Origin of the sequence: Maribellus luteus (assembly GCF_003576475.1) — a bacterium.
Taxonomy (GTDB): domain Bacteria; phylum Bacteroidota; class Bacteroidia; order Bacteroidales; family Prolixibacteraceae; genus Draconibacterium; species Draconibacterium luteum.
Window position 1 is genome coordinate 114,781 of the sequence record NZ_QWGR01000006.1, and the last position, 24,038, is coordinate 138,818.

26 protein-coding genes and 2 riboswitches are annotated in these 24,038 nt (G+C 41.9%); of the genes, 11 read left to right on the top strand and 15 right to left on the bottom strand.

Features of this window, described 5'->3' with window-relative positions; all coding sequences use genetic code 11:
- Window positions 1-6: 6 nt before the first annotated feature.
- The 4 genes from D1614_RS12335 to D1614_RS12350 all read right to left on the bottom strand — a co-directional run bounded on the left by D1614_RS12335 (window position 7) and on the right by D1614_RS12350 (window position 3,192).
- Entirely contained in the window at window positions 7-756 is a 750-nt protein-coding gene (locus D1614_RS12335) for a phosphatase PAP2 family protein (RefSeq protein ID WP_119438253.1), read from the bottom strand.
- 91 nt (window positions 757-847) lie between these two features.
- Window positions 848-2,128 (bottom strand): cryptochrome/photolyase family protein, encoded by a 1,281-nt coding sequence (locus tag D1614_RS12340; protein ID WP_175579280.1) that lies wholly within the window; start codon window positions 2,126-2,128, stop codon window positions 848-850.
- Window positions 2,129-2,132: 4 nt separating this feature from the next.
- On the bottom strand, window positions 2,133-2,615 hold the full coding sequence (locus D1614_RS12345) for a TspO/MBR family protein (RefSeq protein WP_119438255.1): 483 nt from the start codon (window positions 2,613-2,615) through the stop codon (window positions 2,133-2,135).
- Window positions 2,616-2,721: 106 nt separating this feature from the next.
- A complete protein-coding gene (locus tag D1614_RS12350) occupies window positions 2,722-3,192 on the bottom strand; it encodes a hypothetical protein (RefSeq protein ID WP_119438256.1) in 471 nt (156 codons plus the stop codon).
- Between the two features lie 298 nt (window positions 3,193-3,490).
- Between D1614_RS12350 and D1614_RS12355 the strand changes: the two genes are divergently transcribed.
- From D1614_RS12355 to D1614_RS12370, 4 genes are all read left to right on the top strand, one after another.
- The gene (locus D1614_RS12355) at window positions 3,491-3,982 is read left to right on the top strand and encodes a hypothetical protein (protein ID WP_119438257.1); all 492 of its coding nucleotides are present in this window, start codon (window positions 3,491-3,493) and stop codon (window positions 3,980-3,982) included.
- A gap of 292 nt (window positions 3,983-4,274) precedes the next feature.
- Entirely contained in the window at window positions 4,275-5,366 is a 1,092-nt protein-coding gene (locus tag D1614_RS12360; RefSeq protein WP_147384189.1) for a sensor histidine kinase, read from the top strand.
- Window positions 5,338-6,375, top strand: a complete 1,038-nt coding sequence (locus D1614_RS12365; RefSeq protein ID WP_119438259.1) for a histidine kinase — start codon at window positions 5,338-5,340, stop codon at window positions 6,373-6,375. The genes D1614_RS12360 and D1614_RS12365 overlap by 29 nt, the downstream gene beginning before the upstream one ends.
- Before the next feature lie 76 nt (window positions 6,376-6,451).
- Window positions 6,452-7,168, top strand: coding sequence for a LytR/AlgR family response regulator transcription factor (locus D1614_RS12370; protein ID WP_119438260.1), 717 nt, complete (start codon window positions 6,452-6,454; stop codon window positions 7,166-7,168).
- Here the strand turns inward: D1614_RS12370 and D1614_RS12375 are convergent.
- Window positions 7,162-7,740: a hypothetical protein gene (locus D1614_RS12375; protein WP_119438261.1), complete on the bottom strand. Its 579-nt coding sequence runs from the start codon at window positions 7,738-7,740 to the stop codon at window positions 7,162-7,164. The genes D1614_RS12370 and D1614_RS12375 overlap by 7 nt on opposite strands.
- Window positions 7,741-7,787: 47 nt before the next feature.
- On the opposite strand from D1614_RS12375, the gene D1614_RS12380 reads away from it, so the two are divergent.
- Entirely contained in the window at window positions 7,788-8,603 is an 816-nt protein-coding gene (locus D1614_RS12380; protein ID WP_119438262.1) for an aminotransferase class IV, read from the top strand.
- Window positions 8,604-8,641: 38 nt separating this feature from the next.
- On the opposite strand, the gene D1614_RS12385 is transcribed toward D1614_RS12380, so the two are convergent.
- Window positions 8,642-9,802 carry an iron-containing alcohol dehydrogenase gene (locus tag D1614_RS12385; RefSeq protein WP_119438263.1) on the bottom strand — a complete coding sequence of 387 codons (1,161 nt, stop codon included), beginning with the start codon at window positions 9,800-9,802 and terminating at the stop codon, window positions 8,642-8,644.
- Window positions 9,803-9,850: 48 nt separating this feature from the next.
- On the opposite strand from D1614_RS12385, the gene D1614_RS12390 reads away from it, so the two are divergent.
- Together D1614_RS12390 and D1614_RS12395 are read left to right on the top strand one after the other, a co-directional pair.
- Entirely contained in the window at window positions 9,851-10,462 is a 612-nt protein-coding gene (locus D1614_RS12390) for a hypothetical protein (RefSeq protein ID WP_119438264.1), read from the top strand.
- A gap of 119 nt (window positions 10,463-10,581) precedes the next feature.
- Entirely contained in the window at window positions 10,582-11,277 is a 696-nt protein-coding gene (locus D1614_RS12395) for a head GIN domain-containing protein (RefSeq protein ID WP_119438265.1), read from the top strand.
- A gap of 99 nt (window positions 11,278-11,376) precedes the next feature.
- On the opposite strand, the gene D1614_RS12400 is transcribed toward D1614_RS12395, so the two are convergent.
- The 7 genes from D1614_RS12400 to D1614_RS12430 all read right to left on the bottom strand — a co-directional run bounded on the left by D1614_RS12400 (window position 11,377) and on the right by D1614_RS12430 (window position 16,445).
- Window positions 11,377-11,838 carry a GreA/GreB family elongation factor gene (locus D1614_RS12400; RefSeq protein WP_119438266.1) on the bottom strand — a complete coding sequence of 154 codons (462 nt, stop codon included), beginning with the start codon at window positions 11,836-11,838 and terminating at the stop codon, window positions 11,377-11,379.
- Between the two features lie 128 nt (window positions 11,839-11,966).
- Window positions 11,967-12,914: a GNAT family N-acetyltransferase gene (locus D1614_RS12405; RefSeq protein WP_119438267.1), complete on the bottom strand. Its 948-nt coding sequence runs from the start codon at window positions 12,912-12,914 to the stop codon at window positions 11,967-11,969.
- A 274-nt stretch (window positions 12,915-13,188) separates the two neighbouring features.
- On the bottom strand, window positions 13,189-13,524 hold the full coding sequence (locus tag D1614_RS12410; protein WP_119438268.1) for a GIY-YIG nuclease family protein: 336 nt from the start codon (window positions 13,522-13,524) through the stop codon (window positions 13,189-13,191).
- Window positions 13,525-13,950, bottom strand: a complete 426-nt coding sequence (locus D1614_RS12415) for an ester cyclase (RefSeq protein WP_119438269.1) — start codon at window positions 13,948-13,950, stop codon at window positions 13,525-13,527.
- Between the two features lie 154 nt (window positions 13,951-14,104).
- On the bottom strand, window positions 14,105-14,719 hold the full coding sequence (locus D1614_RS12420) for a hypothetical protein (RefSeq protein WP_119438270.1): 615 nt from the start codon (window positions 14,717-14,719) through the stop codon (window positions 14,105-14,107).
- 154 nt (window positions 14,720-14,873) lie between these two features.
- Window positions 14,874-15,710, bottom strand: coding sequence for a class I SAM-dependent methyltransferase (locus tag D1614_RS12425; protein ID WP_119438271.1), 837 nt, complete (start codon window positions 15,708-15,710; stop codon window positions 14,874-14,876).
- Between the two features lie 42 nt (window positions 15,711-15,752).
- Window positions 15,753-16,445: a hypothetical protein gene (locus tag D1614_RS12430; protein WP_119438272.1), complete on the bottom strand. Its 693-nt coding sequence runs from the start codon at window positions 16,443-16,445 to the stop codon at window positions 15,753-15,755.
- 999 nt (window positions 16,446-17,444) lie between these two features.
- On the opposite strand from D1614_RS12430, the gene truA reads away from it, so the two are divergent.
- Window positions 17,445-18,206, top strand: coding sequence for a tRNA pseudouridine(38-40) synthase TruA (gene truA / locus D1614_RS12435; protein WP_119438273.1), 762 nt, complete (start codon window positions 17,445-17,447; stop codon window positions 18,204-18,206).
- Between the two features lie 92 nt (window positions 18,207-18,298).
- Here truA and D1614_RS12440 read toward each other — a convergent pair whose 3' ends face one another.
- Together D1614_RS12440 and D1614_RS12445 are read right to left on the bottom strand one after the other, a co-directional pair.
- Entirely contained in the window at window positions 18,299-18,793 is a 495-nt protein-coding gene (locus D1614_RS12440; RefSeq protein WP_119438274.1) for a peptidase associated/transthyretin-like domain-containing protein, read from the bottom strand.
- A 212-nt stretch (window positions 18,794-19,005) separates the two neighbouring features.
- On the bottom strand, window positions 19,006-19,719 hold the full coding sequence (locus D1614_RS12445) for a VIT1/CCC1 transporter family protein (protein ID WP_119438275.1): 714 nt from the start codon (window positions 19,717-19,719) through the stop codon (window positions 19,006-19,008).
- 193 nt (window positions 19,720-19,912) lie between these two features.
- Window positions 19,913-20,144: riboswitch (cobalamin riboswitch) on the top strand.
- Window positions 20,145-20,226: 82 nt separating this feature from the next.
- Here D1614_RS12445 and D1614_RS12450 point away from each other — a divergent pair.
- The 3 genes from D1614_RS12450 to D1614_RS12460 all read left to right on the top strand — a co-directional run bounded on the left by D1614_RS12450 (window position 20,227) and on the right by D1614_RS12460 (window position 24,010).
- On the top strand, window positions 20,227-21,033 hold the full coding sequence (locus D1614_RS12450) for an ABC transporter substrate-binding protein (protein ID WP_119438276.1): 807 nt from the start codon (window positions 20,227-20,229) through the stop codon (window positions 21,031-21,033).
- 4 nt (window positions 21,034-21,037) lie between these two features.
- Window positions 21,038-21,565 (top strand): cob(I)yrinic acid a,c-diamide adenosyltransferase, encoded by a 528-nt coding sequence (locus tag D1614_RS12455; protein ID WP_162304487.1) that lies wholly within the window; start codon window positions 21,038-21,040, stop codon window positions 21,563-21,565.
- Window positions 21,566-21,701: 136 nt separating this feature from the next.
- Window positions 21,702-21,998, top strand: a riboswitch (cobalamin riboswitch).
- An 80-nt stretch (window positions 21,999-22,078) separates the two neighbouring features.
- Window positions 22,079-24,010 carry a TonB-dependent receptor gene (locus tag D1614_RS12460; protein ID WP_119438278.1) on the top strand — a complete coding sequence of 644 codons (1,932 nt, stop codon included), beginning with the start codon at window positions 22,079-22,081 and terminating at the stop codon, window positions 24,008-24,010.
- Window positions 24,011-24,038: the final 28 nt, after the last annotated feature.

Genomic DNA, 24,038 nt, shown 5'->3' on the forward strand with positions numbered 1-24,038 from the left:
CGGAAATCAGAAAGTAAAAGCCATTCCCAGGCCCATTTGCTCGCCGTTGTAGTAAGGCACAATACAACCAGAAATATTGTCGCTTCTTTTAAACAACGTTTTCCGGATGAAGGGGTGAACCCAGTAGGCAATTTTTGTACTAAGCATCCCGATTCCGGCACCGGTAGCAACATCGGTTAGCCAGTGGCGGTTGTTGTACATGCGGAAAAAACCGGTTCCGGCGGCCACCAGGTAACCCGAAATACCATACCAAGCCGATACGTCTTTGTACTCCTGGTAAAGAAATTCGGCACCCATAAAAGCAGTCGCTGTATGTCCCGAAGGAAACGAATTCCGGGAAGAACCGTCGGGGCGAAGAATGTTGCTCGAGTTTTTCAGAATTGTTACCGTACTTCCCATCAGTAAATAGGCGGTGGCTAAAATGGTTGTCCTGTCTCTGAAATTATGTTTCCCTTCCACTCCGGCAAGGTTCAAGGCATATACCGACACAAAAGGAGCATATTGTGAAAAATCATCTATGGTAAATCGTTTATCGATGTGTTCGGTTATTTCTTCACTTACTTCAGAATTGAGGTCTTTTATAAAATCACTTTCCAGTCCAATAACCCCGAATGTAATCAGCGCGGAGGGAACAGCAAGTGCAGCCGGCTTAAATTTGAGCTCCTGATTTGTTTGTAAGGTGTCTTTCCGGCTGGTATTTCCCAGTAAAGTAAGCTGTCCAAGAACAAGGGCTAAAAGGAATAAAATAATCTTCACTTGTTGAATGTTTTGAGTTGTAAATCATAAAGTAAATTCAATATTATGCAAATTGTTTGGGAATTCCAATAGATGGTTGATTGTCTGTGATTTACTTGATGATTCCCTGCTGATAAGCAGCAAGCGCCCGCTGGCGGGCAAAAGTGTGCTCGACCATGGGAGTGGGGTAATTAAATGAATTCAGTTCGGGAATCCAGCGTTTTACATAATCCAGTTTTTTGTCGAATTTCTTTTGTTGTTCGGCTGGATTGAAAATCCGGAAATAAGGAGCGGCATCGCAACCGGTACCCGCTGCCCACTGCCAGTTGCCATTGTTCGACGACAATTCGTAATCCAAAAGTTTTTTGGCAAAGTAAGCTTCTCCCCAGCGCCAGTCGATCAGCAGGTGCTTGCACAGAAAGCTTGCCGTAACCATCCGGACACGGTTGTGCATGTAACCGGTTTCGTTTAATTCGCGCATGCCGGCATCTACCATCGGATAGCCGGTTTCGCCGCGGCACCAGCGTTCAAATTCCTTTTCGTTGTTCCGCCATTGAATTCCGTCGTATTTGGCCCGGAAATTATGATGAACCACCCGGGGATAATGAAAAAGGATCTGCATAAAAAACTCTCTCCATATGAGTTCGCTCAAAAATACCGGGAATTTATCGTAGACTTTGCGAACAATGTCCCGGATACTGACGGTGCCAAAACGAAGATGAACACTTAGGTTGGATGTGCCTTCCAGGGCCGGTAAATTCCGGGTTTGCTCATAATTACCGATTACCGAAAAGTTCGCGTCTTTTACAGGCATGGGATTCTCTGAAAAGCCTATTGCCTCAAGGGATGGAAAGTCGAAGTTTTTCTTTTCAAAATTTTCCCATTTTGTGTTTTGAAAAGCGGGCAATCCTTGTGTTTTCAGTTGCTGCAGCCATCTGCTTTTATACGGAGTGAAAACGGTATAACATTCTCCATCTGGTTTCATCACTTCGCTTTCTTCAAAAACAACCTGGTCTTTCAACGAAAAAACAGGGATGTTGGCAGCTGCCAGAAAAGTTTTTACCTGCTCATCGCGCCGGATGGCGTAAGGTTCGTAATCCTTGTTAAAGTAAACCTCTTTAACCGGGAATTGCTGAATCATTTCTTTCCAAACCTCTTGCGGATCACCGTGTTTGATAAGTAACCCCGACCCGTGTCTTTTGAGTTCAGCATTTATTTTTTCCAATTGCCGGTATATAAACGTAATCCTTGCATCGTCAGGAGGCAGTTCATCCAGAATGTTTGTGTCGAATATAAAAAGAGGGATCACCTTTAGTGTCCCGGAAAGTGCTTTTGCGAGTGCGGTGTTGTCCTCCAGCCGGAGGTCTCTTCTGAACCAGAAAACAGCGTTCATCTCTTTAATTATTAACCAGTATATAGGCGTTTAACGAAGTTGCCAGCAACAACCATACAAAATACGGTACAACAAATATCGTTTTCCAGTTTAATCCTGACATGTATTTAAACATAAATAATCCTACTACTAACGTAAGGGCAACGATAATGATCAACGCCGAAAGAATGAGGTGAAAACGAAAAAATACCGGCGACCAGCCAACATTTAAAATCAGTTGAAGCACAAACAAGAGCAACAATGTTGTTTTATTGGATTCCTGCTTCCATAAAAAAGCCATGAAAACTGAGAAACAGATCATAATGCTTGTCCAGGCAAGACCAAACATCCAGCCCGGCGGTGTCCACGGTGCTTTGTCGAGTTGCAGGTACCATTGCGAAGCCGGACCATTGTTCATGAGGTAACTCCCCAAGCCCAGGGCCGCAAGATTGACAATCAGAAAAAGAAGCGCTATTCCTGCAAAATGGGTATTTATTATTTTCAGCATAAACTACCTGTTTAAATGTTAGAAGAAAGATTGCTGTTCAAATTTCTTTAAATAACAGGTGATAGTTGTTTTTGTTTATTTTTTAATTCAATAAAGTAAACAAAAATTACAGAGCTTCCAACTCTTCCTGATAATCGAACTGAAGATCTTCGTGCAAGCCGGAAATGGCTTTTTGAATACGTTTTACCTGGTTTAGGTAGAGATTGAAAACCACGCGGTTGGCTTTGTAATTTAGTTTCGACTGCTTCAGTTTCTTGCAAAAATAAAGCAAGAGCTCAATTTCCGTTTCCTTTTTACCCGAGTAACGAACGTACTTGTTGGTGGTTTTTAAAACTTTCCGAATTGTTTTTTTGGCCAGGTAATAACTGCTGCGGTTCATACTCCGAAATTCCAGGTCGATTTCTTCCTTTACCTGCCGAACATATTCGTCTTCGTTGCTTGCCTCAAACAAAAGGTAGCTAAGCAGTTCTTTGTTTTCCTTCTTAAACCGGGCAAGCCTGAGGACAAGTTCCTGTAAGGCTTCTGGCGGCAGGTGGCTAAGTTCTTTTCTGATATGACTGACAGAAGCTGTTTCCATATAAATACAAAGAAAATCAATAAAAACTGATCCTCAAAGAACACAGAAGTGCCGTGTCTGATTATTTCCTGTGTTTCTTCCAATACGGGGTCTTCCTGTTCGATTTAGGCCGTTTTATCTGCAAAGAAACGACGAACGACAAATATTTGCGATTATTAATCGATAATGACCGTGAATGAAGTTTGCAGGAAAAAATACCCCGTTTGTAGTTGTTTATTTGTCGGTTGCTGAATTAACTGACGTCGCATCAATGTGTTACGTAAATTTGGATCATTGAAACAATTTAAACAGCAACATCATGAAAGCAAAACTGGTTCTTTTCGCAATTTGTGCCGCCCTTCTTAGCATAAATGTAAATGCAAAAATTAAGGACGGAAAGGCAATGACAGGTAATTCTCTGAGTGAGTTTGGTAAATATACCATAACAAATTCTGAATCACCAATGGTTTATCAAGACAAAGTTCTTGAAACGTACGACCTGAATTACGAAAACACTTCCAATCCGGTAAGAATTGGCGTAGTGCAGGAAAAGAAATGCAGAACTTTTATTGTGCGTAACGACGAGTTTGAAATCCAGTACACCTGCAATAGCGGCGTATTTGGAGTGAAAAAGATCGAAAAACGTTTCCAGGAAATCCCAAAGGAAGAAATGGAAATGAAACTGAATAAGGTAAGTTATTATGCACAACGCGTAATTTGTCAGAACCAGAAATCGACAGATGATTTACTCGGATTGATCGCATGCTACTTTCCTGACCTGGTGAATGATGAATATTCAGCCAGTTTTTAACAAGACTTAAACAGCGCAATTTTTTTCATAGAAGTATGAAATTACAGGACCCCGCCAGAGGGCGGGGTTTTTCTATTGAAACAAAGGACGGGTAATATAGAATAGAAGAGTAAGTACACGCTCTACACAAGAGAACCCTGTGCATCAATTGCACAGGGTTTTTATTTTTCCTGCATTTATCTGTTCGCAGAATGAGCTTTGTCAAGTGTTCGTTTTCAATAACTTTCTATCTTTATTCGATTGATAATTGGCAACAGAGCGTTTAAAGATCAAACAAGAACCGGAGCAACGGATGAACAAATTGTTGTATGATAACAGGTTATGGTACAGGGGAAGCAGGCATTTGCTTTTCTTTGTTTCACTGGTGTTGTTGTTTTCTTTTATCCTTCGCAGCCAGCAACCGCACGAATCTTATTTCACCCTATTGAAAGTTACAGCGATAAATGCAGTTTTTTTTCTGGCATACGCTTACATTACCATTTTCTTGCTTATCCCGGAGTACCTGTTAAAACAGAAGGTGTTGTATTTCATCCTTTTTTTTGTGCTTGTAGGTATTGCCTTATCTGCTCTGAAGCTGATGGTTTCTGAAACCATCTTTTATGCGTCTATTTCTCCGGGAATTATACCTGAATCGGGCATTATGAACCTTCGCTTTATTGTGGTGAATGCAAAAGACATGACCTTTATTGTGGCTGTTCTGAGCATTGCCAAATACGTGAAAGATTATCTTTTTGCAGAGCGTTTACGGAAAAAACTGGAAGAGCAGGAAAAACAGGCGCAGCAAAAACTTATGCAATCGCAGTTTGACCCGCATTTTCTGTTTAATACCATTAACAACCTGTACGCTTTGTCGTTACTGAATCCGGAGAAAACCAAGGAAGTAATTCACCGGATAAAAGTGGTGCTGAAGTACATAATTGACGAGAGTCAGAAAACTTCGGTGTTGCTGGCCGACGAAATTACTTTAATCGAAAATTATATTCAGCTGGAAAAGCTGCGCTATGGCAAACGGTTGAAAGTAGCCCTCCATACCGAAGGAAACCTGGAGGAAGTTCGCATACCACCCATGATCCTGTTTCTGTTGGTTGAAAACTGTTTTAAACACGGGAGCAGTCTCGACGCAGGTATTCCCTGGATTGATATAAAAGTGGAAGTAGATGGGGGAAAAGTGTTGTTAACGACCGAGAACAGTAAGCCCAAAACAATTGCCGGTCTTGAAATAAAACGCAATGCCGGGCATGGATTAAAAAGCCTTGAAAAAAGGCTCATGTTGTTGTACCACAAAGACGGATATCACCTGGATATTCACAGCGAAGACCGTCTGTTTCGTGTAAAATTGGAATTGAAAAAGAACCTTGAAGTCAGTTTTAGCACATATCGATAGAAAAAAGGTAGTTCTGCATTGCCTTTTTTGGCTGGTCTGGATTGTTTCATTTGTATTCATCCAAAGCCTGGGGCTGCCGTCGCGCGAATACTTTGTGTGGTTCATGTATTACGTGATCACCCTTCCGGTATTTGTGTGCCATACCTATCTTATTGCCTATTGGTTGGTGCCTGATTATTTCTTCAAAGGAAAATATTTGTTGTTTTTGCTGATCGGATTTGCATTGCTGGTGGTCTTTTCCATTATTGAACTGGTGGTTAGCAACAACCTGGTGTTTAAAGTTTTCGACTCTTCAAAAGTATTCTCGCCGGGCTATTTAAATCTTAAAAATATATTGATTAGCGGACTGGGCAACCACTATATTATTTTTGTATTTCTGGCCATAAAAGCGGGCCGTTCCTGGTATTTTTCAGAAAGACAAAAAGAAGAGCTGCTGATATCAAAAACCGAAACCGATCTGGAGATTTACCAGTACCAATTGCAGCCCAAACTGATTTATTCGCTGATCGCCGAAGTGGAAAATACAGTGGCTGAAAGCCCCGAAAAAGCGCCTGACTTAATTATAAAGTTATCCGGCTTTCTGAACCGTTTCCTGTTTGAGGGGAAAGAAACCATGATTCCCTTGCAGCAGGAAGTGAAACTGATCGAGGAGTTTTTGGATATTCACCGCTTTGCATTAAACGAGCGGCTGAAAATAAATTGTGTGGTTACCGGGAACTTAAAACCGTTTGTGGTTCCCCCGCTTATGCTGTTGCCCTTTATCAACGATTTGTTAAAAATTGTTTACGAGTGTAACAATTTCTTCGAAACGACAGTCCTTATAAAAGCGGAACGAAAATACCTGTTGTTTTCTTTTACCATGTGGAGCGAAAACAGTTTCCGTTTGAGCGACAACGACAACATGGAGATTACAAAACAACGATTGAATTACTGGTTTCGGAATAAGCATCGCCTGATTGAAAATATGGATGACAACTTCAGGGAAATAAGTCTTGAAATTTATTCTTAAAACCTGTAATATTTTTTAGAGAATAACTACTTATTCGTTAGCAGAAAACAGAAAACAAAAGCTATTCGTAATTACCATGAAAACTAAATGCCTCATTGTCGATGATGAGCCCCTCGCGCGTGATTTGATGCGAAGCCACATCGAAAAACTCGAAAATTTTCAGATTGTAGCTGAATGTGGCGATGCGATGAAAGCGCTTCGGGAGCTCCACAACCACAACGTTGATCTGATGTTTATGGATATTCAAATGCCGCAGATTACGGGCATTGAGTTTTTAAGAACGCTAAAAAATCCTCCGAAAGTTATTATTACCACCGCTTATCGCGAGTATGCGATTGACGGTTTTGAACTGGATGTGGTGGATTTTCTTTTAAAGCCGATCACTTTTGAGCGCTTCCTGAAATCGGTCAACAAATATTACCAAATTAACCTCGAAGATAACCAGAATGTGAAACCGGTAGCGGTAAATAGCACAATGGACGAGGCGTTTATTTATGTGAAAGAAAACAAGAAAGTGCTAAAAGTACACCTGAATGAGATTTTGTACGTGGAAGGATTAAGTGAATATGTTCAGATATACACCGACAGCCGCAAGATCATTACCAAATGCAGTATGAACCACATGGCTGACAAACTTCCGGACTCTAATTTTATGCGGATTCATAAATCCTACATTGTTTCACTGTCGCGTATCGAAGCTTTTACTTCCAGCAGTATTGAAGTGCCGGGCAAGGAACTTCCGATTGGGCGGAGCTACAAAAACTCGGTTATCGAAGCATTGCAGATTCAGTGATGAAATTCGGTTTTATCACCACCTTCAAATAGATTCCAAAGCCTCAATATGCCTGAATTGGCCGGATAAAGAGATTTGACAGGGGAGAGGCCAAGTATTTCTGTCCGTATTTTATTTACAGCCAGTAGGTTTTCGGCAGCTGATTCACTTTTGGCAGTTGAAGTAGCTACCAGGGCCAGTACCGTTTTTAGGGTGGTGGCTCTTACCCGAATGGTGTGCTTCGAAAATTTGGCCGGGTGAAGATGTATGTAGCGTTCTTTCTGATCGCCCGTTTTGATCAGCCAGTCAGAACCGTCGGACAAGTTGATTTTCTTCCAGGCTGATTTGCCCAACCATGTACAAAATGTGCTTTGATTCCTAATATTCTGCTTTTCAAAATAAGCTTTACATTCCTTGCAGATGGTTGAAACACATAGTTCTCCGAGATAAAAATCAGTTAAGTTATTTCCGATCGGAAGTAGTTTTCCATTGATTTGTTCCGGCGTATTCCAGTCCTTTATTTCATCGAGCAAAAAGTGAAAATGATGTTTGTAGGGATTAAAAGTTACCGGTAGTGGAATTTCTGCCTGCATTTTGAACGCTTTGGAAACAATTCAATAAATTTACAGAAAACACCAAAATGGCTCTTTACCCAATTCATAAATTTTTTATTCTGAATGGTGAACTAAAGACCAACGATGAGTTCAAACCGGCAGAAAACGAAGGAGGAGTTTACGAAGTCATCCGGATAGTGGATGGAAAACCGCTTTTTTTAGAAGAGCATCTGGCGCGTTTTAGCCGATCGGCAGAAATAGCGGGGCGGGAAATCCGATATTCCGGAACGGATGTCAGCAATTACTTGCAGGATTTGATCCGGGAAAATAAGGTTTACAACGGGAATGTGCTGGTTTCCTGTAAAGTGAATCTAAAGGCCTTTTTTATTGCCCATTCTTACCCCACTAAAGAGCAATATCGGTCGGGAGTTGAGTGCGGGCTTTTGCATGCAGAGCGGGAAAATCCGAATGCCAAGGTTTTTCAAACCACGGTTCGCGGACGTGCCAACCAAATGATCGCAGAAAAAGGATATTACGAGGTGTTGCTGGTCGATCACAACGGAAATATTACCGAAGGGAGCCGCAGCAATGCATTTTTTATAAAGGGGAGTCAGCTGATTACGCCGCCTTCAGAAAAAGTATTGTTGGGTGTTACACGGCAAAAAGTTATTCATTGTGCACGGGATTTGGGTATCGATGTAAAAGAAGAAGAAATCTCGCTTACACGTTTGCCCGGTTTTAATGCGGTATTTATTACCGGAACTTCGCCCAATATTCTTCCGGTTTCTAAAATTGGTATAACTGATTTTGATGTGCAAAATACCTTGCTTCGGAAACTTATGAAGCAGTTTGATCTATGTATTGAACAATACGTACGGAACCATAAAAAAAAACGAAGGTGATCCATTTGTCAGATCACCTTCAACATATTTAGATCATTTTACAATCGGTCCTTTAAAATGGCTTCCACTGTTTGGTAGTCGATGTCGCGTTGTTCGCCAAACTTCATCCCGCTTTCTTTAAAACGAAAGGTGATCTTGTCGATGGTTTCAGCCGGTACGTCATATTCGGGCAGGGTAGTGGGCACTCCCAGCGATTCAAAAAAGGCAATGGTTCTGGCAATGGTGGCATCAATTCTTTCCTGGTCCGAACCTTCTGTAATGCCCCAAATCCGTTCTCCGTATTGCAGAATTTTGTCTTTTTTACCGGCTCTCTTCAGGTTCATCATTCCCGGCAAAACAATGGCCAGCGTTCGTCCGTGATCAATGCCATGGAAAGCAGTCAGTTCGTGGCCTATCAGGTGAGTCCCCCAGTCTTGCGGAACACCCACAGCAATTAGCCCGTTGAGCGCCATGGTGGCACACCACATAAAGTTGGCAGCGGCCTGGTAATCGTTGCGGTCAGCCAGAACTTTCGGGCCTTCTTCAATAAGTGTTGTAAGAATGGCCTCTGCCAAGCGGTCCTGCAGCGGTGCATTTACATCAAACGTAAGGTATTGTTCCATCACATGCACAAAAGCATCTACCACCCCGTTGGCTACCTGGCGGTCGGGCAGGGTAAATACGCATTCCGGATCAAGAATGGAGAATTGGGGCATTACCAATGCCGAGCCAAACGCTTTTTTCTCCAGTGTTGCTTTGCGGGTGATTACGGCATTTCCGTTCATTTCGGAACCCGTGGCCGGAAGTGTGAGAACAGCCCCCAAAGGCAGCGCTGCTTTTACCGGCGAGGTAGCGGGTTTGTCTAAAATATCCCACGGATCGCTGCCCTCAAACAAAACGGCAGCCGCAATAAATTTTGTGGCATCAAGCACCGATCCGCCTCCCACCGAAAGCAGGTAGTCAACTTTTTCTTTCCGGATCAACTCCACTGCCTGCATACAGGTTTCGTAATGAGGATTGGGTTCTATGCCGCCAAATTCCAGCAAATCGAAATCTTTCAATGCGGTTTTTACCTGGTCGTAAACCCCGGTGCGTTTGATGCTTCCGCCTCCATAGGTCATCAGTACTTTTTTATTTTTCGGAATTTCATTCACAACATTTGGGATGGTTCCTTTTCCAAAAACTATTTTTACAGGATTTTTGTATTCAAAATTGTACATGACTTTTATTTTTAATATTCAGTTTGAACTCGTCTAAAGGTAAAACAAGTGCTTCAAAGTTTTAAAATATTACGCGGAAAATCAAAAAAGACAGACACTGATTTTCGGGAATCGATACCGGAGGCCAGCGACGAGGAAATCGTACAAATTCTGAAAAAGAGAAGCTACTATATTCCGGAGGCGGCCGAACTGGCAATCACTGAAGCGATCAAACGTGGAATCATACATTCGGAACAGGATCTGTTTGCAGAGGAGTACAAGGAAAAAGAGCTGTCGTTTACATGGTTTCCACGCATTCACGATCTTTTTACGCGGGCGAAAATCCGCAAAAGTATCGCCCGCAGCCTGGTGATCGCCGGTGTAATTCCGCTGGTTTACGGCATGTTGGAAATGAACCGGGGAGTGCGCTGGGAAGGCAGTCTGATTCTGGTGTTTGGACTTCTGTGGATGTTCCTGGCCGCTCAACTTAACAGACATTATCACAAAAATTTTGTGTTTGGGCTTTTGGGTTGCGATGTTATCGGAGCAGCTTATGTTTTTTTCAGGATTGTCCTGCATTCCGAAAAACTGTTCCTGGATTTATTTATTGCCGGGGCGCTTTTTGTGCTGGTCACTTACGGGCTTTTTTACCTGGTGCTGATGAGACGCTCCGATAAGTAGCTCCTGATTCTTTCTTCCTGCTCATTCTTCCGTTCGTCCGCCATTTTCAACAATTCATCGAAATAAAAGTGTTGCTTTGCAGGCATTGTTTTAGCTTTGACCCTGTAACAATTGAAGCCATGAAGATTTTATCATCCATTTTTTTCCTTTTGATTTTTGCAACAGTATCGGTTTACGCCCAGGAAGACAGCGACTGGAGTTCGAAAGAGTATTCCGTGAAGGATTTTTCGAGTGTGTACCTGAAAGGCGGTTTCAAGGTTTACCTGATGCAGGATTCTGAAGCCGGTTTGGTCATAAAAACCCGGGACGCCGATGTGCTGGACAAAATTGATGTGGACAATTGGGGCGATGAACTCCGGATTGAGGTAACGCGTGAATATTTGCCGTACGAAAGAATCCGTTTGTACATCACTTTTGACAAACTGCGCGAACTTACAATGGAAGGCGGCTTAAATGTTTATTCTGAAGGATATCTCGATTTAAACGATTTGCTGCTGCATGTAAGAGGCGGTGCCAAAGTGGATCTGCGGATGAAGGCCGACGATGTGAAAGTGATCGGCGAGGGCGGCGTGATGATCGATCTGAACGGAGTGGCCCAAAGTCTTTCGGTTGAACTCTCGGGTGCCGGGCATGTAGATGCCGGTGAACTGAAAGCAAAACACGTTGATTTTAAGATAGAAGGAGTAGGCACCGGAAGTGTGTTTGCCACCGAAACGCTGAATGCAAGGATAGAAGGAGTGGGGAAAATCCGGTACAAAGGAGAGCCGCGTGTAAGCCAAAACATCGAAGGACTCGGCTCCGTATCAAGAGATTAAAGAAATTTACAATACTACAAACCGGTATTCATAGGCCGGTTATTCTTAGGTTTGGTTTAGGTTTTATTAAAGGCTGCTGTTGAGCAGCCTTTTTTCATTTTAATCTATTTGTATGATTTTAATTTCTTTTCCCTGAAACTGTACTTCGTCCCCGGCTTTTTTGCCTGCCAGCAATTTCCCGACAGGTGAAACAGGGGAAAGGCAAAAGATAACTTCCTTGTCTAGCACTACTTTCCCGTGGGCGATGGAAAAGAAATAGGTGCCTTGACTGGTTACTACCAGGCTCCCAAATGCAACGTTTGTAAATTTTGAGTTGGGATCGATCCTGGAAAGACTGGTTTTCAGGCTTTCTGTTTGTGCGAGCTGGGCCTGGCTTTTTTCCAGTTCCATTTGTACCATGGCCCGCCCGGTTTCGTATTTGTCGCCAACGCTGCTTTTGGTTTCGTTATCGCGCGATTCTTTGGCTGCTTTAATGGTTTGTTCCAGCAGGTCTGTCTTTTCCCGGATCATCTTATTCAGTTCTTCCAGGATAAGCGCTTTTATATTTTCAGGCTGTTGCATCAGATGTTTATTGATAAAAGAAAGAAAACGATCACAAATATTGCAAATAATGGCGGTAGGGAAAAATGCCTGTCCATTTTGCTGGTGTTTTATGATTGCTTTTCAATGTGGAATTCTTAAGTCCCGTACTATCTGTTCGTGTGCTTTATTGTTTCTCTTGTTTCGAAATGAATCATTCGGTATTTACTCACATAGCCGCTTTTTTCGATGGCTCTTTGCGAGGCATGGTTATCGGCAGCACAACCACAGCTGGCTTTCATGTTGTTTTTGAGTGCGAAATCCCGTAAGCTCAGCAATATTTGCGCGCCAATGCCATTTCCTCTTTCCGACGGCTGCACCCACACTCCCAAATCGTAATAATTCCATCCGGGAATGGTTCTAACCGCCATTCCGCAACCAACCAATGCATGCCCTCTGTAAAACTCAAATACATGTTCGTTTTCAATAAAGCCAGTCAATTGTTCGCGGGTCTCAAAAAGTTCTTTTATCGAATCGTCCTGCGCGTCCAGCAAGGCAACGGATGATTGGCAGGCCCTTCTCATGCTTATTCCGGGATCGGATTCGATCAGCGGGTGGGCATAATCGCGGTAAAGTATCCCAATTACCGAATAGGGGAGCAGGCTCTCTAAACAATTGCACAGCAGGAGGGAATCAAACGATTTGCAGTAAATGTCAGTTATGGATAAATCGCTGATCAGCTGCCGGAAAAATCGCTTGCTTTCGGGTATGTATGGGCCGGCTATATAAAATTCGAGCAAAACACCGCCCCTGGTTTTAATGGCATATCCCATTGGTTGGGTTCTGGTTTGGAGACTGTAAAATTCAGCATCGCCAATCATTAGTTCAATAAACAGTTCCTGAAACTGGGGCAATGAATGTAAATAATCGGTGCGGAGCTTTTGAATTTTATCAAGCGTTGTTTTTACTGGTTTCATAATTGGTTTTAGTTGGTTGAAACAGATGGCGTTCTTTTTCCAGGGATGGTTCTTTTGGGCAAATGACTTCTGCATTGTCTTTTGCTTCATTCCAAGCCCGGTAATCAGACTTTTACCCTTGGTAATTGCTTCTTTACCCAAGCGGATGATCCTTTTTACCTAAAGGATTGTTTCGCTACCCAAGGTAATCTGTATCATCCTCGAGGTAATTGTTCCGATTACCAAGGTAACCATAGATTTTACCTAAAGGATTGTTTTCTTACCCAAGGTAATCTCTATGATCCTCGAGGTAATAATTCTGATTACCCTGGTAAAAACTCTCATCCTCAAGCGGATTTTTATCTTCCCCGAAGTTTGAAAAATGCTGAAGGCCTCTGTTGATAAGGCGCAGCGGAGCCCTCATTGCACCTGCTTTTCAATAAGTGTTTTCAATCTTTAGCTCTTTGATTACCGTATCTTGAAGATTCTTCAACTCCCTGGTGTAGTTGATGTTTGCTTCATCCGTTTTCTTTAACGTGGATAAAACCTCAAAAGCGAATTTGTCTTCTCCAAATTGATTCCAATCCTTTTGCAACTCCGTGTTCCTGTGGCTTCCAAATTTAAGTTCCATTTTATGGCGGTTCCACTTCGATTCCATATCAACGCTGTTGTCTACCAGGCATTTTTTGTTTACAGTACATTTTACCTGAAAAACACCCGTTGGAAACTTCATTTGTTTGTATTCGTCCTTCAGTTCTTTTTTTGTCTTCATTTATATAAATCCTAGTTGTTTCATAACTGTTTTTCTGTCGAAAATCTGCGTATGTCCGTTTATCAGATCGTCCTTAAAGTGATAGACGGTAATTCCTGTTGTATTAATGGTTCTTTTTGTTGGGGGATGTTCCCCAATCTTTCCAAGATTTGTTCCGGTTAAAATCCAGGTTACCGCCACATAATCTTCTTCCTCAATTGCGGAAGTTATTTCAAAATGTATGTCCGGAAATGGTTCAAAAGAACCTGACTCCAATCGATTCTTAAATTCTGAACGGGATAGTGTCTTCCCTTGCCAGGGGTCGCCTGGGTCGAGATGGATGGTGTACTGATTATGGATATACTTTTCAATTTTCTCCAAATTCTTTTCATTCCAGATTTCGTGCATAAACTCCCGCAGGAAAGATTCTTTGTTTATTGTGTTCATTTCTGTTCTTTGATGCTAAGGTTGATAAATGTATTGGAGCGATCCTGACGTCTCGGTATATTGATGCGTACCACAACCCCCGCTGTGCAAAATGGCATTGTGTTAGCAATTGTTAATTTGGTTAAGTCAACAGCACCATCTAATATACTTTATATTACTTACTATACTTAATGATATTACTATTTCTGTAATACTGGTTTTTACTCTTAATGTTGTCGATTTTATTTAAGTTAATAAAGCAAATATGCACTGCATTTCTTAATGCTTTATTGTAGAGTAAATCAATATTCTCTTTTAGCATCGAGCCCGATTTATATTCTAAGTATTCAATTGTTCTAAACGAGTCGATTAATTTGTTTTTATCATCGTTCAGGAAAACTTCTAACTCAACAGTAACAAAAATACGGTTCTTGAAAAAGCGAACAGAGATTTTTTGCATTGAATTTCGAAGAACACAAGTTACTTTATAATTCTCTCCTTCATTGGTAAATTGTCTTCTTATTGCTTTTGTAATTTCAGCTTTGTGTTCCTCTGTCAATTTGGGGTAAGCCATATCTTTCCATCCTGGCATCGCAAACAAACCAGGTCTTTTAATCTCTTGCTCCGAAATATGTTGTCTTAAATCAAATACCTCAACTTCAGGATATTTTCCATGTATTCGAACTACCTCAATTTCTTTGTCGCTATACACAAAGCTGAGAAACTTTCCATAACATCCCGACAGTGTAAGCATTATAACAAGTGACAGTAAAACAGGTTTTAGTTTCATTTTATAGAATTGTTTTGTGGGTGTAATTACTTAGTAGTTTGTCTCTTTTAATTTTTATTCTTGACAAAGATAATAGTTGGTACATGTTGTCGGGAGGCAGTTGGCGTACCGCCGAACCCTGCCCTGCCATATGCACTGAGTTAGCCACCGTAATTTATTTTTTTTCACAGTCAATTAATACAAATGGCACACTTAGCTTGAATATTCCATCAGTCTGCGATTGTCTATTTAATTCAATTTCTATTTGTCTAAACACTTCTTCTTGTTTGTCAATCGGAACAATCTCCTTCCACCCATCGATAAATGCAAGTCGAATAAAGTAATGGTTTAACATTGTTGTTCCGTCTACAAACTTGTATTCAAACTTATCTTGTTTTACCGACTCAATTAAAAAACCATGAGATTCAATTTGTCTAATATATTGGTCAAGCGGCTTACGCTTTTTATAAATTTGTTTCTGCATCGCTTCAAGACAAGTCCTAAGTTTTAGATTGGTCAATACTTTTCCCATTATTGAGTAAAACTCAATCATGGAGTCATTTAAATTCATAGTCTGAATAAATTGACCTCCTGTTTTAATTATCCTAGAACATTCTGACAATGATTTATCAAGGTCGGTTACGTTGTTTAATCCATTATTGCTTACGATTAAATCGATTGATTTGTCTTTTATTGGAATGTCCTCTGCTATCCCACGAATAACTTCAATATTTTTTATTCCATAGAACTCAATTTTCTTTTCTGCTCTATCAATACCGGTATTCCAGGGGTCAATTCCATAGACTTTTGAATCACTGCCTAATCTCATTGCAATTTCTGTCAAAGGGAAACCTGTACCAAATCCAATGTCAACTGCATTGATTCCTTTTTTGTATTTGATTCCATCAAGTAATTTTAGTCCAAATGGTGCTGCCCATAGTGGTAATTCGTCATAAACTTCAACCAGTTTTTTCGAGTCATAATTCCAATTTGTCTTTAAATATTGTGTCATATTGCAAATCTTCAGTCATTATGGTTTGTTAGCATTAGTTTTTTATTTTATAAATAATTTTAATCCAATTGAAAAATTAAATCCGGCTTTTACACCTTCCTTTTCTCTGAATTCGAAATCATCATACATGTCGCGTTCAAAATATTCTGTTGGCATTGGGTTGATAATGTTAGAAAATGAATTATTCCTAATCTTTAAACCTAAGCCTGTATAAAAATTCAATCCCAATTTTCTCCCCAGATTACTAAATGTTCCAATATTGAAATTGAACCCATACTTTTGTCTTAGATAGTCCGCCTGGTCATAACTAAAATACCCACCACCAGTTGGAGCATAGCTTAAATTGTGAAAAACATCTGTATGATGAATATAGTAGAGTTCGAACGAACAATATCCTGTAGCCTTTTGTGATTGCTTAATCACATAATAAAGCTCTGGTCGTATTTCCCATAATTTATAATCTTCTTCAAAATTTTTATCAATGTACTGTGTATAGGATATATTTTCATTCCCATATCCGAAATTGAACCCAATTTTCCATTTTGGATGGATATCCTGAATATATCCGACTCGCCATCTGGGGCTGTATTTATTCAAGGATGAAAAAATATCAAACGTGAAACATGATTCATTCTTTGTATGAGAATCTTTAATATTAACATTTTCTTGAGCATTCAGATTTAATATGCTCAAGATTATTGTCAGTGAAATGAATATTTTGCGTAAGTGGTTCATTTGTTTAAAATTAATGCTAACGTATGTGGAAATGCATTACATTTATTTCGCTATTGGAACTTCTATTCTATCGCAACTCAAACTTCTGCTAAAACAACACGTTACCTGTTTACAACTAATTACAAACGTATAAAAGCATCAACAATCAGAAATTATCCGTTATTCATCCAAGGGTGGCAAAAATCTCTCGCAGCTGTTCGTCTCGGGTGTCACCTGTACTTGCGGGAACTAATTTAACAAAAGTTTTTGCTGATACAACAGGCAGTGGTCAGTATTCAGTCGCAGTTTGCAGGGATTGAAGGATTGATGGACTGAAGGATTGATGGACTGAGGGATTGAGAGTGCAGTGATCAGTCGCAGTATTCAGGGATTGAAGGACAGAAGGATTGAGGGACTGACGGATAGAATTTTGAATGATCAATAATCAATATCCAATTGCCAGTGGCTAGTGGCTCGTAGCTAGTGGCTTGCAGCTTATTCATGCATTCAAGCATTGTAGTTGAAGGATTGAAGGGAAGTGATCAGTATTCAGTCGCAGTAGGCAGGGATTGAAGGACTGAAGGACTGAGGGATTGAGAGTGCAGTGATCAGTCGCAGTCTCAGTTTTCAGGAAGAATTGAATTCCCAATAGTCAATATTCAATACTCAAAAGCTTGCGACTAGTAGCTTGCGGCTTGCAGCTTATTCTCGCATTAAAGCATTTTAGCATTCAAGCATTGTAGTTGAAGGATTGAAGGGAAGTGATCAGTGTTCAGTTGCAGTTGGCAGGGATTGAAGGACAGAAGGACAGAAGGACTGAGGGACTGAGGGACTGAATTTCCAATAATCAATATCCAATTGCCAATGGCTAGTGGCTCGTAGCTAGCGGCTTGCAGCTTATTCCCGCATTAAAGCATTTTAGCATTCCCGCATTACCCTACTGTAGAAAAGCTAGTGGCTATTGGCTCGTCGCTCGCAGCTCACAATTAAATACTACCTTTGCCGCAAAAGCAGGAAACCATGCTACACCGGTATTTTTTACAACTGAGTTACAACGGCACGCGCTATCATGGCTGGCAGGTGCAGCCCAATGCGGTGTCGGTGCAGGAAACCATCGAAAAGGCGCTGTCGACGCTTTTGCGTGAGCCGGTGTCGGTGGTGGGCGCCGGACGTACCGATACCGGGGTGCATGCTTCGTACTTCATTCTACACTTCGATTTGCAAAAGCCGGTGGCTGCCGGCTACGATCTGGTGTACAAACTCAACAGCTATCTTCCGAACGACATTGCCGTACAAAAATGCTGGCCTGTAAGCGGGGAAGCGCACGCACGTTTTAGTGCCACTTCGCGCACCTACCACTACTTTATTACCACCGAAAAAGATCCGTTCTCGAACGAAACGGCTTACCGCTACACGCTTCCGCTGGATGTGGATAAAATGAACGAAGCAGCGCAAATGCTTTTCAACTACGAAGATTTTACCAGTTTCAGCCGCCTCCATACCGACGTAAAAACCAACAACTGCAAAATTTATCGGGCCGAATGGAAAAGAGAAGGCGCCCGGTTGGTGTTTGTGGTCAAGGCCGACCGTTTTTTGCGGAACATGGTGCGCGCCATTGTGGGTACCCTGCTCGAAGTAGGTAAGGGAAAGCTTTCGGTTGCGGAATTCTGTGCAATCATTGAACGGCAAGACCGTGGCGCCGCCGGAGCTTCTGCACCCGCGCACGGACTGTTTTTGGTAGATATTGAATACCCGGAAGCAATCATCCATTCAAAAATGTAAGAATAGCTGCAAGCTGCAAGCCACTAGCTTTGAGCCATTACTGAAAATAACAAAGGCTCAGAGGATTGATTTTTCTGAGCCTTTGTTGGTCATTATTCACTTAATACCACTAAATGTTCTTTCCAGTGATCGGGTATTGCATTCAACTCATATATTTGAAGTCTGGTTTGATCTGCCGAAATGTTTTGCGGGCTAAGTGTCTCAGATATAAAATCATTATCCAGTTTATACATGGCGCCAGTAGCCGGGTCAACAATCAGCATTCCGATAAGTCCTCCAAAAATGATATTTCCCCAGTACCATCCGTCAAGTTTGAAGTGGATAGGGACAACTTTCTCTTCATAACCCGATTTTGAGAACTTAACACTATAACTGGCTTTCTTGAAAAAACCGTCACCTGCCTTAAGATCAACTACAGCAGGAGTGTTTCCGTTAAAGACTTCTTTCCCTTTTTCTGTGGTTATCGAGATATTAGCCTCAGAGGGGTTACTGTTAATGCTAACAGAATAGATGCTCTTGCTTACAATACTTGCGCAACTGGTAAGTAGCAGAACTGCGAGGATAAAAGCGGTTGTTTTTAGTTTCATTTGATTAGGATTAAAATTAATTATTGTGCCTACTTAGGTTTATAGTCTTTTCATAGGCGTTATTCAGACTTTATATTGTTGGTTTTATTTGTGTTACAGTTGAAAAATGTGTGTGCTACAATGTTGTTTACGTACAGCTCAACTGTACGTGAATATAGAGAATTTTCTCCTCAAAATTTGATGGGAAAATCCGTGTTGTGTAACATATTTCTTTAGAGGTTTACCCCAAAAAAATAACCAACAAGGGCGGTCATTCCCATGGCGGCCGTTCCCCAAAAGGTAATGCGAACAATGGCTTTCCATATTTTTGATCCGCCTGTTCGGGCCGATAAAGCACCCATGACGGCCAGAAATAAAATCGAAAATACGTAGAGCGAATACTCCATATGTTTTAAGGGGAAAAAGATGGCCACCAGTAAAGGCAATATGCCACCGGCCGTAAACGACAGGGCCGAAGCAAGTGCGGCCTGAATCGGGTTGGCCTGATTGAGTTCGTGTATACCAAGCTCGTCGCGCACGTGGGCTGCCAGCGCATCTTTTTCAGTCATTTCGGTAGCTACCAGCAGAGCGGTTTCTCTGGTTAGTCCCCGTTTTTCGTAAATAGCGGCCAGGTATTTCAGTTCACCTTCGGGGTCTTCCTCCAGTTCCTGTTTCTCGCGCTCAATGTCTGCTTTTTCGAGGTCGGTTTGCGAACTTACCGAAACATACTCGCCGGCTGCCATCGATAAGGCTCCGGCAACCAAGCCGGCCACTGCCGCCAGTACAACCGGTTCGCGGGTGCTGCTGGCTGCTGCCACGCCAATGGCAATACTGGCTGTCGATAAAATACCGTCGTTAGCTCCCAGCACTGCTGCTCTGAGCCAGTTGCTCCGGTGTACAAAATGCGGTGATAAGTATTCTTCCAGGTCCAGTTTAAAGTATGTCATCTCTTTCGGTTTTTGAGAGATCAAAAGTGCAAATATTTTTTGTTTTACAATTGCACACGAAGGAGGAACCGGGTTTTGTTAACAAAGACAATCATTCATTTTAAGAACCTTACCGGTGTTTCGGAACCCGGTTGTGTTTTATTTTAAGCCGAAAGAATCACGCAGCCTTGCATAAATAAAAAGTTCGTGACTATCTTTGCCTGCGAATTTTGGTTCGAATGTTCATGCATCATGAACACGATGAAAAGGGAATCCGGTGATCCGTCAATTGACGGAAAATCCGGAGCTGTACCCGCAGCTGTGAATCCCATCCGTCAACTGACGGATTGTGTTGTTGAACTGCAAGCCACTGTTCGTCGCCCGACGGATGGGAAGGCTCAACAACCGGGATAAGCCAGAAGACCTGCCACAATTCGTATTTATTAATTAAGCTTCGGGATAAAAGCTTGAGAAATATTCGAAAGTATTTTTCACTGGTTTATCCAAAGCTCCTTAAAAATTATTGATATGAGGAGGTTTGTATTTTTATTTCTGTTATTGATTTCGGTTTCTGTTTTTTCGCAGGAAGTGAAGCGGGTGGTTTCGCTCGCCCCGTCGGTTACCGACAATATTTACCTGCTTGGCGGCAACCACCGCCTGGTGGGTTGCACCAGTTACTGCGTGCAGGCAGTGAACGACGGCGTGGCACAGGTGGGCTCGGCCGTTCAGGTGAATGTGGAGAAAGTGTTTGCACTGCGCCCCGACCTGGTACTAACCATGCAGCTAACCAAGCCGCAGGATATCGAGAGTTTGCGGAAGCTGGGCATTCGGGTGGAGGTAATGCAAACCCCCAAAACTTTTGAAGAGATTTGTGAGCAGACCACGACTATCGCCCAATTGCTTGGCTTAAACGAGAAGGCCGAAGAGATTGTAACTACTGCGAAACAGCGGGTGGCCGAGATAAAGCAGCAATCGCGCTCCTTACCTTCGGGCAAAGTGTTTTTCCAGATTGGCGCCAGTCCCATTTACACGGTGCTTCAGAATACTTACATGAACGACTACATTACTTTCTGCGGTTCCATTAATATTGCCGAAGGGTTGAAGGTGGGCACCCTGTCGCGCGAAAGTGTGGTGCTGAAAAAGCCTGATGTGATCATAATTGCCGAAATGGGAGGCTATGGTAAAAACGAAAAGGAAGTCTGGGAAACGTATGGTTCCATTCCCGCGGTGAAAAACGGAAAGGTTTTTCTGATTTCTTCTGAAACTTCGTGCAGCCCAAGCCCCGTAAACTTTGTAAGTGCGCTCGAAGATGTTTTCCGGTTCATTAAAAACTAAACAAATGGAAAAAGGATTGGTACATATTTACACCGGCGACGGAAAAGGAAAAACCACAGCATCGGTAGGGCTCGCGGTTCGGGCGCTCGGTCACGGGTGGAAAGTGGTGTATGCTTCGTTTTTCAAAAGGCCCGACACCTGCGGGTACAACGAGGTACGCGTGTTAAAGGAGCTGGGAGCTACGGTGTTTTCTTTTTCGGAAGGGATGCCGATGGCCAATAAACACATCAGCCGCGAAGAATACCATTCGGCGGTTGAGAGCGGATTGTCAGAATTGAAGAAATACATAGCCGGCAATAAAATTGATTTGCTTGTACTGGATGAGATTCTGATTGCGATTCAATGCCATTTTATTGAAGAGGATGAATTGAAGCGGTTCATAAGCGAAAAACCTGCTTCGATGGAACTGGTGCTTACCGGAAGGGGAGCCACCGCCGGATTAAAGGAACTGGCGGATTATGTGACAAATTTAAGCAAGGAGAAACATCCCTTCGACCGGGGAATCAGTAGCCGGGAAGGAATAGAGTACTGATTGATTTTCAGTATAAAAGAAAGCAAGGGATTGATAAGGTTTAACTCTTCCTGCTTGTGTTTTTCCGCAATAAAACATTGTTAACAAAAGAAGGAAACAATCAACAATGCTTGCACAGAAGAAAAGTTTGTGTTTATCTTTGTCAGCGAATTTTGGTTCGAATGTTCATGCATCATGAACACGATGAAAAGGGAATCCGGTGTAAAACCGGAGCTGTACCCGCAGCTGTAAGTTCTAGTTTTTCTTAAGATTTGCGAGAGAATCGAAACAAATCATTAGAAAAACAGAATCCCGAAGAAAATCAAACAAAGCGATGGTTTTCGAGGGATCTGTAACAAACTGATTTTTCTTACACCATTATCCGTCGCTTGACGGATGAGAAGGTCTAAGTCAGAGAACAAGCCAGAAGACCTGCCACAATTCCTGTTAAATAATTAAGCTTCGGGATAAAAAGCTTGAGAAATATTCGAAAGTATTTTTCACTGATATCCAAAGCTCCTTAAAAAAGTTTAGATGAGGAGGTTTGTAATTTTTGGGATGTTCATATTGGCTGCGGTGTGTGCTGCTGGCCAGGAACAATTTACATTGCTTGATACGGTTCATGTAGAAGAAGTTGTTAGTTACGGTAAATTAAACAGGTACCAGTCGGGGGCAAAGATTGTGACTTTACCGGCAAACCGGTTTTTTCTGGGACAAGACGGAAACATGGAGCAGCTTCTTTCGCGAACCATGCCCATAGCATTTAAAGCAAATGCCGGAGGACTTTCAACGATTCGTATTCGCGGAACAGCGCCCGATCATACAAGTATCAATTTTGGAGGTATAAATCTGAATTCGCTGACATTGGGGCATTCCAATGCAAGTAATCTGACCATGTATTTGTTCGACAATATTGGAGTGCAATACGGTAGCGCAAGCTCGGTAAATGGATCGGGAAGTATTGGTGGTGCCATTCATCTTGGTTTGCAAAATAACTGGACGGATGGTTTTAAAGGTGAGGCGCGAATTTCGAATGGTTCATTTGGCGAACAATTTTACGGTACAAAACTCTTTGTTGGAAACGGGAAATTTGAAAGTGTTACGCGGGCTTATTACTACTATAAAAAGAACGATTTTAAATTTACCAATCCGAATTATCGTGATTTCGAAAACCAGGTATTTGAGATTGAAGATACACAGCGCAACGCCGACGTTAAAAATTATGGCTTCCTGCAGGAATTCAATTATAAGTTTGAAAAAGACAGGTTTTTTATATTCAACGTATGGGCTGAAAAGAACTGGCACCTGGTTCAGCAAAATATGCAGTCGAATTTATCTAATCCCGACAAACGGGAAGAATACCAGGATAACCATATCCGTGTATGGACGGGATATAAAAACCGCAAAAACCCGCTTAAGTTCGAGATTAACGGAGGCTATGTGTATGATAATGCCGAGTACAATACAAATGAGCAGGATACCATTTCAACTCAACGCATAATAGGGGAAGCATTTCTCGAACATGATTTTGCGAGTAATGCAAGTTACAAAGTAGGTGTAAAGGCCATCCGGATTCGTCCAAAGGTGTATGCATATTCCAAAACACTGGACTACGAAGACCGGCTGGATTTTTATGCCTCTTATTATCACCGCCTTTTTAATAAGCTTACAGCCACTTTAAATCTGCGCCAGGGATTTGTAACCGATTATGATGTGCCCTTCACTCCTTCGGTTGGAATGAACTACCTGGCCGTGTCAAAAGAAAAATACATTTTGAATTTTAGCGGTAACATAGCCCGCAGCTATCGTGTTCCAACTTTTAACGATCGTTTTTGGGTCCCCGGCGGAAATCCTGACCTGGCTCCGGAAAGGGGAATGAACTATGAACTGAGTACAAAATGGAGCTATTGTGTTGGAAATACTTCGGGAAATATTTCGGTAAATGCCTTTTTTATGGATGTCGATGACTGGATTCTTTGGCGGAATGGTGGATCGTTTTGGTATGCCGAAAATGTTCAGAAAGTGGAAAGCAAGGGAATTGAGTTTATGACCGACTGGAGCTATACCGTGGCAGGTGTGAAAACACGCTCGGGGCTGAATTACTCTTATACTTCAACCAATCGTGTAAAATCGTTGAATCAAACAAATGCCATTGGCAGACAGTTGGAATATGTGCCAAAACACCTGGCTAATTTTTTCACTTCTTCAATTTATAAAAAGTTCGATTTTTCAATTGATGGAATTTTTAAAGGCGAACAGTTTACCGATGAAGAAGAAAAAAACATTCTTGATGCCTGTTTTCTGTTAAACTTTGCCGTTGGCTATAAACTTAGTATAAACAACGAGAATCGTTTGGGTATCACCGGAATGTTAAACAATGTTCTTGATACAGATTACCAGTCGAGCTGGGGGTATGCCATGCCCGGAATCAACTACCGGCTGAGTATTACTTACAATTTCAAATAATCGTGATAAAAATCTATAATTCAAAGAA

Excerpts from the sequence above, each read along its gene's own strand:
- D1614_RS12340 (WP_175579280.1), bottom strand. The coding sequence starts at position 2,128 with ATGAACGCTGTTTTCTGGTTCAGAAGAGACCTCCGGCTGGAGGACAAC.
- D1614_RS12345 (WP_119438255.1), bottom strand. The coding sequence starts at position 2,615 with ATGCTGAAAATAATAAATACCCATTTTGCAGGAATAGCGCTTCTTTTT.
- D1614_RS12350 (WP_119438256.1), bottom strand. The coding sequence starts at position 3,192 with ATGGAAACAGCTTCTGTCAGTCATATCAGAAAAGAACTTAGCCACCTG.
- D1614_RS12355 (WP_119438257.1), top strand. The coding sequence starts at position 3,491 with ATGAAAGCAAAACTGGTTCTTTTCGCAATTTGTGCCGCCCTTCTTAGC.
- D1614_RS12360 (WP_147384189.1), top strand. The coding sequence starts at position 4,275 with ATGAACAAATTGTTGTATGATAACAGGTTATGGTACAGGGGAAGCAGG.
- D1614_RS12370 (WP_119438260.1), top strand. The coding sequence starts at position 6,452 with ATGAAAACTAAATGCCTCATTGTCGATGATGAGCCCCTCGCGCGTGAT.
- D1614_RS12375 (WP_119438261.1), bottom strand. The coding sequence starts at position 7,740 with ATGCAGGCAGAAATTCCACTACCGGTAACTTTTAATCCCTACAAACAT.
- D1614_RS12380 (WP_119438262.1), top strand. The coding sequence starts at position 7,788 with ATGGCTCTTTACCCAATTCATAAATTTTTTATTCTGAATGGTGAACTA.
- D1614_RS12385 (WP_119438263.1), bottom strand. The coding sequence starts at position 9,802 with ATGTACAATTTTGAATACAAAAATCCTGTAAAAATAGTTTTTGGAAAA.
- D1614_RS12395 (WP_119438265.1), top strand. The coding sequence starts at position 10,582 with ATGAAGATTTTATCATCCATTTTTTTCCTTTTGATTTTTGCAACAGTA.
- D1614_RS12400 (WP_119438266.1), bottom strand. The coding sequence starts at position 11,838 with ATGCAACAGCCTGAAAATATAAAAGCGCTTATCCTGGAAGAACTGAAT.
- D1614_RS12410 (WP_119438268.1), bottom strand. The coding sequence starts at position 13,524 with ATGAAGACAAAAAAAGAACTGAAGGACGAATACAAACAAATGAAGTTT.
- D1614_RS12415 (WP_119438269.1), bottom strand. The coding sequence starts at position 13,950 with ATGAACACAATAAACAAAGAATCTTTCCTGCGGGAGTTTATGCACGAA.
- D1614_RS12420 (WP_119438270.1), bottom strand. The coding sequence starts at position 14,719 with ATGAAACTAAAACCTGTTTTACTGTCACTTGTTATAATGCTTACACTG.
- D1614_RS12425 (WP_119438271.1), bottom strand. The coding sequence starts at position 15,710 with ATGACACAATATTTAAAGACAAATTGGAATTATGACTCGAAAAAACTG.
- D1614_RS12430 (WP_119438272.1), bottom strand. The coding sequence starts at position 16,445 with ATGAACCACTTACGCAAAATATTCATTTCACTGACAATAATCTTGAGC.
- truA (WP_119438273.1), top strand. The coding sequence starts at position 17,445 with ATGCTACACCGGTATTTTTTACAACTGAGTTACAACGGCACGCGCTAT.
- D1614_RS12440 (WP_119438274.1), bottom strand. The coding sequence starts at position 18,793 with ATGAAACTAAAAACAACCGCTTTTATCCTCGCAGTTCTGCTACTTACC.
- D1614_RS12445 (WP_119438275.1), bottom strand. The coding sequence starts at position 19,719 with ATGACATACTTTAAACTGGACCTGGAAGAATACTTATCACCGCATTTT.
- D1614_RS12450 (WP_119438276.1), top strand. The coding sequence starts at position 20,227 with ATGAGGAGGTTTGTATTTTTATTTCTGTTATTGATTTCGGTTTCTGTT.
- D1614_RS12455 (WP_162304487.1), top strand. The coding sequence starts at position 21,038 with ATGGAAAAAGGATTGGTACATATTTACACCGGCGACGGAAAAGGAAAA.
- D1614_RS12460 (WP_119438278.1), top strand. The coding sequence starts at position 22,079 with ATGAGGAGGTTTGTAATTTTTGGGATGTTCATATTGGCTGCGGTGTGT.